General features: G+C 69.4%; 10 protein-coding genes. 8 read left to right on the top strand and 2 right to left on the bottom strand.

The window, feature by feature from the left end:
* The 7 genes from ACNO8X_RS01365 (at position 1) to eccE (ending at position 6,818) form a co-directional block, all read left to right on the top strand.
* Positions 1-1,554 (top strand): PPE family protein, encoded by a 1,554-nt coding sequence (locus ACNO8X_RS01365; RefSeq protein WP_418003831.1) that lies wholly within the window; start codon positions 1-3, stop codon positions 1,552-1,554.
* A 61-nt stretch (positions 1,555-1,615) separates the two neighbouring features.
* Positions 1,616-1,909, top strand: a complete 294-nt coding sequence (locus ACNO8X_RS01360) for a WXG100 family type VII secretion target (protein ID WP_043390021.1) — start codon at positions 1,616-1,618, stop codon at positions 1,907-1,909.
* 42 nt (positions 1,910-1,951) lie between these two features.
* Complete coding sequence (locus ACNO8X_RS01355; RefSeq protein ID WP_043390023.1) at positions 1,952-2,239, top strand: WXG100 family type VII secretion target; 288 nt, start codon at positions 1,952-1,954, stop codon at positions 2,237-2,239.
* 53 nt (positions 2,240-2,292) lie between these two features.
* Positions 2,293-3,165 (top strand): ESX secretion-associated protein EspG, encoded by an 873-nt coding sequence (locus ACNO8X_RS01350; protein ID WP_418006068.1) that lies wholly within the window; start codon positions 2,293-2,295, stop codon positions 3,163-3,165.
* Positions 3,143-4,552, top strand: a complete 1,410-nt coding sequence (gene eccD / locus ACNO8X_RS01345) for a type VII secretion integral membrane protein EccD (protein WP_418003830.1) — start codon at positions 3,143-3,145, stop codon at positions 4,550-4,552. The genes ACNO8X_RS01350 and eccD overlap by 23 nt, the downstream gene beginning before the upstream one ends.
* Complete coding sequence (mycP, locus tag ACNO8X_RS01340) at positions 4,552-5,931, top strand: type VII secretion-associated serine protease mycosin (protein ID WP_418003829.1); 1,380 nt, start codon at positions 4,552-4,554, stop codon at positions 5,929-5,931. The genes eccD and mycP overlap by 1 nt, the downstream gene beginning before the upstream one ends.
* Positions 5,928-6,818, top strand: coding sequence for a type VII secretion protein EccE (eccE, locus tag ACNO8X_RS01335; RefSeq protein WP_418003828.1), 891 nt, complete (start codon positions 5,928-5,930; stop codon positions 6,816-6,818). The genes mycP and eccE overlap by 4 nt, the downstream gene beginning before the upstream one ends.
* On the opposite strand, the gene ACNO8X_RS01330 is transcribed toward eccE, so the two are convergent.
* Positions 6,811-8,007, bottom strand: coding sequence for an alpha/beta hydrolase family protein (locus tag ACNO8X_RS01330; protein WP_418003827.1), 1,197 nt, complete (start codon positions 8,005-8,007; stop codon positions 6,811-6,813). The genes eccE and ACNO8X_RS01330 overlap by 8 nt on opposite strands.
* Positions 8,008-8,016: 9 nt before the next feature.
* A complete protein-coding gene (locus ACNO8X_RS01325; protein ID WP_418003826.1) occupies positions 8,017-8,916 on the bottom strand; it encodes an amidohydrolase family protein in 900 nt (299 codons plus the stop codon).
* 51 nt (positions 8,917-8,967) lie between these two features.
* Here ACNO8X_RS01325 and ACNO8X_RS01320 point away from each other — a divergent pair, with 51 nt between their 5' ends.
* Positions 8,968-9,729, top strand: coding sequence for a trans-aconitate 2-methyltransferase (locus ACNO8X_RS01320; protein ID WP_418003825.1), 762 nt, complete (start codon positions 8,968-8,970; stop codon positions 9,727-9,729).
* The last annotated feature ends 1 nt before the right edge of the window (position 9,730 follow it).

The raw sequence follows: 9,730 nt of genomic DNA, 5'->3' as shown, positions 1-9,730 counted from the left end.
ATGACCGCCCCTGTCTGGATGGCGCTGCCACCGGAGGTTCATTCGACGCTGTTGTCCAGTGGCCCCGGTCCGGGTTCGCTGCTGGCCGCCGCGGCTGCCTGGCAGTCGCTGAGCACCGAATATGCCTCGGCCGCAGCTGAACTCACCGCGCTGTTGGGTGAGGTCCAGGCGGGAGCATGGGAGGGACCGAGCGCCGAGCAGTACATCGCCTCCCATGCGCCGTACCTGACCTGGCTGGCCCAGGCCAGCGCCAACAGTGCCGCCAGCGCGGTGCAGCACGAGACCGCCGCCGCGGCCTACAGCACCGCCTTGGCCGCGATGCCGTCGCTGCCCGAACTGGCCCTCAACCACGTGGTGAATGCGGCGCTGGTCGCCACGAACTTCTTCGGTATCAACATGATTCCGATTGCGCTCAACGAAGCCGACTACGCCCGGATGTGGCTGCAGGCCGCGACGGTGATGGGCACCTATCAGGCGGTGTCGGGTGCCGCGGTGGCGGCGGCCCCGGCGACCACGCCGGCCCCGATGATGCTGGCGGCCGGCGTCGGCGAGGCCGGTACCGCCACGGCGAGTGCCACGCAGGCGGGCGCCCAGTTGCAGGCGGCCGATGCGGGCACGTCGTTGAACGCGTCGAACGCGATCACCGATTACCTGTACAACTACATCAAGACGCTGCCGGGCGGCGACCTGATCTGGAAGTTCCTGCAGGACCCGCTGGGCCAGATTCAGCAGATGATCTTCGACTTCCTGACCAACCCGTCGCAAGCGCTGACCACTTGGGGGCCACTGCTTTTCGCGTTGGGCTATCAGGCGTTCTTCCAGCCGGTCGGCTGGGGTTCCTGGGGCTTGATGCTGTCCGCACCGCTGTGGGGGCCGGCTCTGATTGCGGTCGGTCTGTCCAGCCTCGGGTTGTTGACGCTGTTGGAACCCGACTATGTGCCGGATCCCGAAGTCGCCGATGCATTCCCGCCGCCGCCGCAGTTGCAGGTTGTCGACCATCAGATGCCGGTGGTCAGCGTCGCCCCGACGGTGCCGGCCACCCCCGCCTCCCCGGCGAGCGCGCCTGCGCCCGCACCGGCTTCGGCGGCGGCTCCCGCGCCGGCGGCCCCGGCGCCGATGATGGCCTACGCGGTGGCCGTCGACGACCCGGGTCCCGGATTCACCCCGACCCTGCGGGACGGCGCCACCGCGCCGGCCCCGGCGTCCGGTATCGCTGCCGCGGCAGCGGCGGCTGCCGCGGCAGCCGCGACCGAGCGGCGGCGCGCCCGTCGCCGTCGCGCGGCGAAAGAGCGTGGTGTCCGCGACGAGTTCATGGACATGAACTCGGAAGTCGATCCGGACTTCGGCGATGACGCCGGCGCGGACAGGGCCCCACGCACCGATGTTCTGGCTTCCGCCCGCGGTGCCGGACCGATCGGCTTCACCGGCACGGTGAACCGCCAGGACCAGCAGGCGACAGGCCTGAACCGCCTGACCGGCAACGGTTTCGGCGGCGGCGTCACCGACCCCATGCTGCCCGGCAGCTGGGGCTCGGAAGGCGGTGCCAACCGCTGAACCTGCAGACCAGAAGACCTGACCACCAAAACAATCCGGACGTACCCCGAGAGGAATCACAATGAGCATGCTCGACGCACACATCCCCCAGCTGGTCGCTTCCGAGTCGGCCTTCTCGGCCAAGGCCGCGCTGATGCGCAGCACCATCGCCCAGGCCGAACAGGCTGCGCAGTCGGCGCAGGGCTTCCACCAGGGTGACTCGGCAGTCGCGTTCCAGGCCGCACACGTGCGATTCATGGAAGTTGCGGCCAAGGTCAACGCCCTGCTCGACATCGCGCAGGCCAACCTGGGCGACGCGGCAGGCACCTACGTCGCGCAGGACACCGCCGCGGCCGGCACGTACACCTCCGTCTAGCCGCCGCACGCCTACCCCGACAATCAGGAGCGAGGAAATCCCATGTCCCAGATCATGTATAACTACCCGGCGATGCTGGCCCACGCCGGTGAGATGACCGCCTACTCGGGTGCCCTGCACGCCGTCGGCCTCGACATCGCCAGCGAGCAGGCCGCCCTGGCCGGCGCCTGGCAGGGTGACACCGGAACCAGCTACCAGGCGTGGCAGGCCCAGTGGAACACCGCGATGGAAGAACTCGTCCACGCGTACCGCGCGATGGCGACCACCCACGAGACCAACACCCTGTCGATGAGCGCACGCGACAGCGCCGAAGGCGCCAAGTGGGTTTAAGTCCAACGGTTTCGGCGCGTTCCGGGGTGTCAGGTACCCCGGAACGCGCTGAAATCCCGGTCTCCGCGGTCGAGCTGACCGCGGAGCAAGCCTGGTTCCTCGCGGATCGTCTCGGCGCTGGGAGCTTTCCGTGGGTGCTGGCCATCACACAGCCCTACAGCGAGCCCTCCGCCAAGGCCGGATTCGATGCGGACCAGGTCACCGCGCTGACGCGGATGGGGGTGCTGTCTGCCGACGGCTCCGTGCATCCCGCTGTCGCGCACTGGATTCGGACCGTGTGCCGGCCCCGCCGCTGGCTGGAACTGCGATGGGTGTCCGGATCGGGCGCCATGTTGCGCGGGATTCTCGCGCGCAGGGGCGACACCACCGTGGCGGTCCTGCGCAGCGAGCACCTGATGACCTGCACCGAACTGACCGTCGCGTCCCCGGACGCGCTGGTGCCGGTGCTCACGGCAGGGTTGTCCGGCCGCGCGGCCGCTCGGTTCGACGAGTTCGCCATGCCCGCCCGCATCGGGGCCAAGGCCGACGAGCGCTTGCGCCGCGGCGATTCGCTGGACGACGTGATGGATCACCTCGGCATCCCGCCGACCGCGCACGCCGTGGTGCGGGCCGCGTTCGCGCCCGGCCGCAGCTACGTGGAGATCGTCGCGGGCGATCACCGTGACGGCCACCGGATCAGCACCGACGTCGGCGTCAGCATCGTCGACACCACCGCGGGTCGCGTCGTCGTGGCCCCGGTGAAAGCCGCCGACGGCACCTGGATTTCAACATTTGCCCCGGGTACGGACCTTGCCGTCACCGCTGCCGTGCAGCGACTGACCGCGACCCTGCCCGACGGTCCCTGGTTCCCCACAGTGAACCCGACCCGAGACTTCGAGACCTCGACTGGAGAACGGAAAGAAAATGTCCCAGAACACGTCTGGTAGTACCGCGATGCCGATTGTGCGGGTCGCAGTGCTCGTCGCCGGCGACGAGCAGGGTGGTCGCGGGCGACTCACCGACGTCGCACTGCCGGCGGGCCTGGCCTTGCGGGAGATCGTGCCCGCGGTGCGGCGCATTGTCGCGCCCGACGCCGCGAGCGGCGCCGAATTGTCGCTGGCCCCGCTGGGTGGCGCGGCGTACAGCCTCGACGCGACGCTCGACACGGTCGGCGTCGTCGACGGTGATCTGCTGGCGCTGCAGCCGGTGCCCGCGGGTCCGCCGGCGCCGCGCATCGTCGAGGACATCGCCGATGCCGCTGCCATCTTCTCCGCCGCTCGCGAAAACCCTTGGGGTAACGCGCATATCCGCCGTCTGGCCGGTTGGGCAGTCGTGGCCTTGACGGTGCTCGCCACCGCGCTGGCGACGCTGGTGCGGGTACGCACCGGCCAGCCCGCCGGCCTGTTCACGGTCGTGGGCGTGGCGGTGCTGACCGTTGCGGCCGCTCTGCTGACCCGGCCCGCGCTGCCGAAACTGGCGACAGCCCTGAGCCTGGCCGCCCTGCTGCCGGTCGGCGCGGCCTTCACGCTGGCGGTCCCCGGTCCGGCCGGTCCGGCCGGCTTGCTGCTCGGTGCCGCGGCGGTCGCCGCCTGGTCGATCGTCAGCATCACCGTCGGCGGGCAGGCCATCGCGGCCTTCACCGCCACGACCGTCCTGGGTATCGCGGGCGCGATCGTCGGTGGCGCCGCTTCGGTCTGGCAGTTGGGCAACACCGTGATCGGCGCTGTACTGATCGTTTTCGCGCTGTTGGTCGTGGTCCAGGCCGCTCAGCTCTCGACGCTGTGGGCCCGGTTCCCGGTCCCGAACATCCCGGCGCCGGGTGACCCGACGCCGTCGGCCCTGCCGCTGTCCGTGCTGGCCGATCTGCCGCGCCGCGTCCGGGTATGCGACGCGCACCAGACCGGCTTCCTCGCCGGTGCCGTGCTCACCCTGACCGCCGGGTCGGTGGTCCTGGTGGCGGGAACGCACCCGTCGGAGTGGGCCTGGTACGTGGTCGTTGCCGCCGCCCTCGCGACGGCGCTGCGGGCCCGCATCTGGGACTCGGTGCCGTGCAAGGTGTGGCTGCTGAGCCAGCCGTATCTGGTTGCGGCCGTGCTGCTTACGATGTTCGCCGCCGGCGGGCACTACTCCAACGCATGGTGGTCGCTGGGCGTGCTCGCGGTGCTCGTGGCGGTGGGCGTGGTGGCCGCGCTGAACCCCCAGGTGGCCGACCCGCAGACCTATTCGCTGCCGATGCGTCGCCTGGTCGGCTTCGCCGCGACGGCGTTGGACGCTTCGCTGATACCGGTGCTGGCCTACCTGGTGGGTCTGTTCGCCTGGGTCATCAACCGGTGATGGTGGCCATCCGGCGCGGAATCTCCGTCCTGACAGTCGCTTTCGCCGCCTCATCCGCAGTACTGCCGGCGGCGATGTTGCCGGCCGCCGGTGCCGTCGTGCCGCCGCACGTCGACGAGCATGCGGCACCGCCGTCGGGCAGCGTCGGTCCCGTCGCGGCGATGGGCCAACGCGGACAGTGCGTCACCGCCGGCGTGCTGCCCGGCACCGACCCGGGCGCACCGGGTCCGGGCCACACGTTGCTCAACGTGCCGGGCGCCTGGGCCTTCAGTCGCGGTGACGGACAGACGGTGGCGGTCATCGACACCGGCGTGCATCCCGGACCGCGGTTGCCCAATGTGGAGGCCGGCGGTGATTTCGTGGAAAACACTGACGGACTTACCGATTGCGATGGCCACGGCACTCTGGTCGCCGGCCTGGTCGCCGGTCAGCCGGGCGCGGACGGGTTCTCGGGCGTTGCGCCGGGCGCCCGCATCCTGGCCATCCGTCAGACGTCCGAGCGCTACGCCCCGCGCGGAAACGGGGGAGACGCGGCTGCGGCGCAGGCGACCATCGCGGTCACGTCACTGGCCCGGGCCGTGGTGCATGCCGCCGACCGCGGCGCCAAGGTCATCGCCATCACGGCGGTCACCTGCCTCCCTGCCGATCGGCCCGTCGATCAGACCGAACTGGGTGCGGCACTGAAATACGCTGCGCAGGAAAAGGATGCGGTGATCGTCGCCGCCGCAGGCAATGACCGGGCCGGCCTGGCCGGCGGCCCATCGTGCGAGGCCAACCCGCTCGACAACCCCGGGAATGCGGCCGACCCGCGCAACTGGGCCGGCGTCAAATCGGTGTCGATCCCGTCCTGGTGGCAGCCGTACGTGCTGTCGGTCGGGTCGCTGGACGCAGCCGGACAGCCGTCGGACTTCACCACTCCCGGCCCGTGGGTCGGCATCTCTGCGCCCGGCGAGAACATCGCGTCGACTGGAGTGAACGGTCTGGCCAACGCGCTGCCCAACGAGCGGGGCGACCTGTTCCCGTTGCGCAGCAGCAGCTATGCGGCGGCCTACGTCGCAGGCGTCGCAGCCTTGGTGCGCAGTCGATTTCCCGCGCTCAACGCGGCTGACGTGACGCACCGGCTGACCGCCACCGCGCACGGTGCCGCGCGCATGCCGTCGAACCTGGTGGGTGCCGGCGTCGTCGACCCGGTTGCGGCATTGACCTGGGACCTGCCGGCGACCGGTTCGGCACCGAAAGCCGTGTCTGTTGCCATGCCGCCCGAGCCGGCCCCGAAGGACACCACGCCGCGGACCATCGCGTTCGCCGGTGCGGCAGTGCTGGCGATCGCCGCACTGATCGCACTGATCGCGTACCGAAGAAAGGACGGCGCCCGATGACGGCCCGAATCACGTTGGCATTGCTGGCGATCACCCCGGCGGCCATGACGTACCCGTGGCACACGACGCCACAGAAGTGGATCCTGGGCATCGCGGTCGCCGTGGTGCTGCTGGTGTTCGCCTGGTGGCGCGGGATGTTCCTGACCACGATGGTGGCCCGCCGATTCGCGGTGTGGCGCCGGAACCGGCGCGGTGCGGAGGCCCCGGCGGCTGATCAGGTCACGGTGGTACTGGAAGCCGACGGATTCCATTACCACGCACTGCCTCTCGTGGCTTCTTACGTCGACCGCTACGGCGTCCGGTGCGACTCGGTGCGCGTCACGGAACGTCAGCTCGACGGCACGCGCAGTGCATGGGTCAGTGTCACTGTGACGGCGGCGTCGAATCTTGCTGCCCTGCAGGCACGGTCGTCGGATCTGCCGCTTGCAGACACGGCGGAGAAGGTGGCCCGGCGGCTGGCCGACCAGCTGCGGGAGGCCGGGGTGCCGGTCGCGGTCACCGAGGCAGCGCCCTCGCCCATGGCAACCGACGCGCGCGAGACGTGGCGTGCGGTCCGCGACGGGGACGGCTACCTCACCGCCTACGGATTGCCCGCGGATCCGAGCCTGCCGGAATGCCTGGCTGCACTGGCGTCGACGACGGAGCTGTGGACGGTGCTCGAATTCTCTTCTGGTGCAACCATTTCCGCGGCCTGCGCGGTGCGCACGGCCAACGCGCCTGCCGCGGCCGCAGTCGCGGGCCTGACGCGCGAGGCGGGTCGGCAGGGCCCGCTGCTCACGGCGATGGCCCCCGCATCGGCCGGTGGCCTCGCCACGCGCGCGGGTGTGCTGACCGCCGGGTTGCTTACCGACCTGGAGAACAGCCCGGCACCGGCCGCAATCAGCTGAACATGAACGGGCTCATGAACTTGGTCATCCGGCGCAGGTAGTCCGGCTGGCTGACGTGCAGGATGTGGTTGCCCGGGAACCAGTGGAACGCGCAGCGATCCCAGTGTTCCCAGAGCAATTCGGCCTGCTGCGGCGGCGCCAGGCGATCACCCAGGCCGGCGATGATCAATCGGCGATCCCGGGGCACCAGCGGCGCGTAGTTCAGCGGTGAGTGGTACCGGCCGGCAGCTGAAACCAGATCCTCATCGATATGCGCCAGTCGGTTGCTCAGCCTGACGAGCAGGTTGGCCGGGAACCATTCGTCGACCGTCCGGTCCGGTGTCACGACCGGAACGTTCGGGATGACTGCCTGGATGCGGTCGTCGACCGAGGCGATCAGTGATGAGGTGTAGCCGCCCAGCGACATTCCGGTCAGCGCAATGCGATCGACTCCCGTGTGTTGCAGGTAGTCGACGACGGAACGGAAGTCGTGCACCGCTTGCGCCATGGCTTCGGCGAAGCCGGGGACGCCGTCCATGAAGAAGCCGTATCCACTGTAGGGAGAGCCTTTCTCGGCCCGGGGCCCGTGGAACGGGAGGGTGTACAGCAGCACGTCGTATCCGGACCGGAAGAACCACGGCAGCGAGAAGAACAAACCATTGAACAGGTACGGCGAGCCCATGAACCCGTGGATCACGCACAGTGTCGGGCGCGGACCGTCGTCATGCCGCCAGTGCTGGGCATGCACCACGTTGTTGCGCGTGTAGCTGCGGCGGCGCTCTCGGATGCCGGGATACCCGGCGTCGTAACTGCTGGGGAACCAGATGTTGTCCACCCGGCCGCGTGCAACCCACTGCGCGACCGGGCCGGCGGGACGAGCGGATACCAGCGGAGGACCGCTGGGCGCCGGGAAGCACTGCTGTGGGTCCTTGGTGGCGGCGAGTTCGGCGTAGAACCGCAGGGCATCAGGGTCGTCGCCGGCCCGGCTTCGTACCGCCGAGGCGGCCATCCGCGGAATCATGCCGGCGCCGATCACCGAGGCCAGCGCCGTGCGAAGCCCCAGGTCGGCCACCGCCGAGGAGTCGACGATCAGCTTCTGCTGCCAGGTCAGGTCGGCCCGTCGTGGCAGTCCACGCGCGGTGGCATCCGCACCCGCTACGTCGGGAACCGGGACGGGTGGGTTGAACGCATCGCCTGGCGGACTGGTCACGTTCGGATGCTAACCTCGGTTCTCGGCCCCCGTCAGCTGATCTTCCAGATCGAACAGCCTGGCGGCGTTGTGGTACAGCACTTTTCGCAGCCAATCGTCGTCGGCGGCGACCTTGGTGAGCACCTCGAGGGACTCGGCGTACCGGTACGGAATGTTGGGGAAATCGCTGCCGAACAGGATTCGGTCACCGAGCTCACCCAGACGCGGCAATTCGGCGGGTGGGAACGGCATGTTTTCCTCGATGAACGGCGTGAACGCCATGGTGGTGTCCAGGTGGACGCCGTCGAATTGCTCGCAGAGGTCGAGGAATTCGCTGTACTCGGGCATACCCAGGTGCGCGATGATCAGCTTCAGGTCGGGGTGGCGGTCCAGCACGGTGCGGACCTGGTCGGGGCCGGTATGAGTACCGGGCGCCGGACCGGAACCGCAGTGGATGATCACCGGGACGTCGGCGTCGGCGATGGTCCCCCACACGTCATCGAGCAGTGGATCGGCCGGGTTGTAGTCGCCGACCTGAACGTGCGCCTTGAACACCCGAGTGCCGCCGGCGATGGCCTCGGCTACGTAGGCGGGTGCGCCGGGCTCGGGGTAGAAGGTGGCGGTGGACAGACAGTCGGGGGTCTGCGCGGCGAACTGAGCGGCCCACTGGTTCAGCCAGGCCGCCATATCGGGCTTGTGCGGATAGACCAGGGAGGTGAACGCCAGCACCCCGAAACCGCGCAGCGTCTCCAGCCTGTGCTGCTCCTCGGTGCGATACGTGATCGGCCAGGTCCGGCCGGTGAGGGGCCCGGCGCTGTCGAAGTACTTCCACACCTTGTCCATCACGGACTTGGGCATGAAATGGGTGTGCACGTCGATCAGGCCGGGGAGGCCCAGCGACTGCCAGAGGTCGCGTACTGACTCGTCCATCGCCTACCAGAATGGCAGGCACTCATCAGCCTCCGGCGGCAGGATGGGGTTGTGTGGAATCCAGACATCTACCTCGCCTTCGCTGACCACCGCGGCCGGCCCTTCTACGACCTGCTGGCGCGCGTCGGTGCCCAGACGCCGCGGCGGGTGGCGGACGTGGGTTGTGGTCCGGGAAACCTGACCGCCACGCTGTCGGAGCGCTGGCCCGGCGCGGTGATCGAAGCAGTGGACAACTCACCGGAAATGGTGGCGGCAGCCCGGGCTCGCGGCGTCGACGCCCGGGTGGTCGCCGCTGCCGACTGGTCGCCCGCGCCGGACACTGATGTGATGGTCAGTAATGCTGTGCTGCAATGGGTTCCGGAACACCGCGAACTGCTGCGGCGGTGGGTGACTCAACTGCCGAAAGGCGCCTGGCTGGCCTTCCAGGTACCCGGCAACTTCGACTCTCCGTCGCATCAGGCCGTACGGGAGGTGGCCCGGCGCCCGGAGTTCGCCGGCGCGCTGGCCGATATCCGATTCCGGGAGACGAACGTGGTCGACGACCCGGCGGGTTACGCCGCGCTGCTGACGGCCGAAGGTTGCACCGTCGACGCCTGGGAGACGACATACCTGCACCAATTGACCGGCGAAACCCCGGTGCTGGACTGGATCACGGGAACCGCGCTGACCGACGTCCGCTCGCGGCTGGCCGACGATGCCTGGGAGCAGTACCGGCAGGAGATCGTCCCGCTACTGGCGCAGGCGTACCCGCCCCAGCCCGACGGCACCACGTTCTTCCTGTTCCGCCGGATTTTCGTGGTTGCCCAGACGTGAA

Origin of the sequence: Mycobacterium sp. PDNC021, assembly GCF_048282635.1 — a bacterium.
GTDB lineage: Bacteria > Actinomycetota > Actinomycetes > Mycobacteriales > Mycobacteriaceae > Mycobacterium > Mycobacterium llatzerense.
This window is presented reverse-complemented; position numbering and strand designations above follow the sequence as displayed.

Bases quoted from the DNA above. Each gene is read 5' to 3' on its own strand.
- ACNO8X_RS01365 (WP_418003831.1), top strand. From the start codon at position 1: ATGACCGCCCCTGTCTGGATGGCGCTGCCACCGGAGGTTCATTCGACG.
- ACNO8X_RS01325 (WP_418003826.1), bottom strand. From the start codon at position 8,916: ATGGACGAGTCAGTACGCGACCTCTGGCAGTCGCTGGGCCTCCCCGGC.
- mycP (WP_418003829.1), top strand. From the start codon at position 4,552: ATGGTGGCCATCCGGCGCGGAATCTCCGTCCTGACAGTCGCTTTCGCC.
- ACNO8X_RS01355 (WP_043390023.1), top strand. From the start codon at position 1,952: ATGTCCCAGATCATGTATAACTACCCGGCGATGCTGGCCCACGCCGGT.
- ACNO8X_RS01360 (WP_043390021.1), top strand. From the start codon at position 1,616: ATGAGCATGCTCGACGCACACATCCCCCAGCTGGTCGCTTCCGAGTCG.
- eccE (WP_418003828.1), top strand. From the start codon at position 5,928: ATGACGGCCCGAATCACGTTGGCATTGCTGGCGATCACCCCGGCGGCC.
- eccD (WP_418003830.1), top strand. From the start codon at position 3,143: ATGTCCCAGAACACGTCTGGTAGTACCGCGATGCCGATTGTGCGGGTC.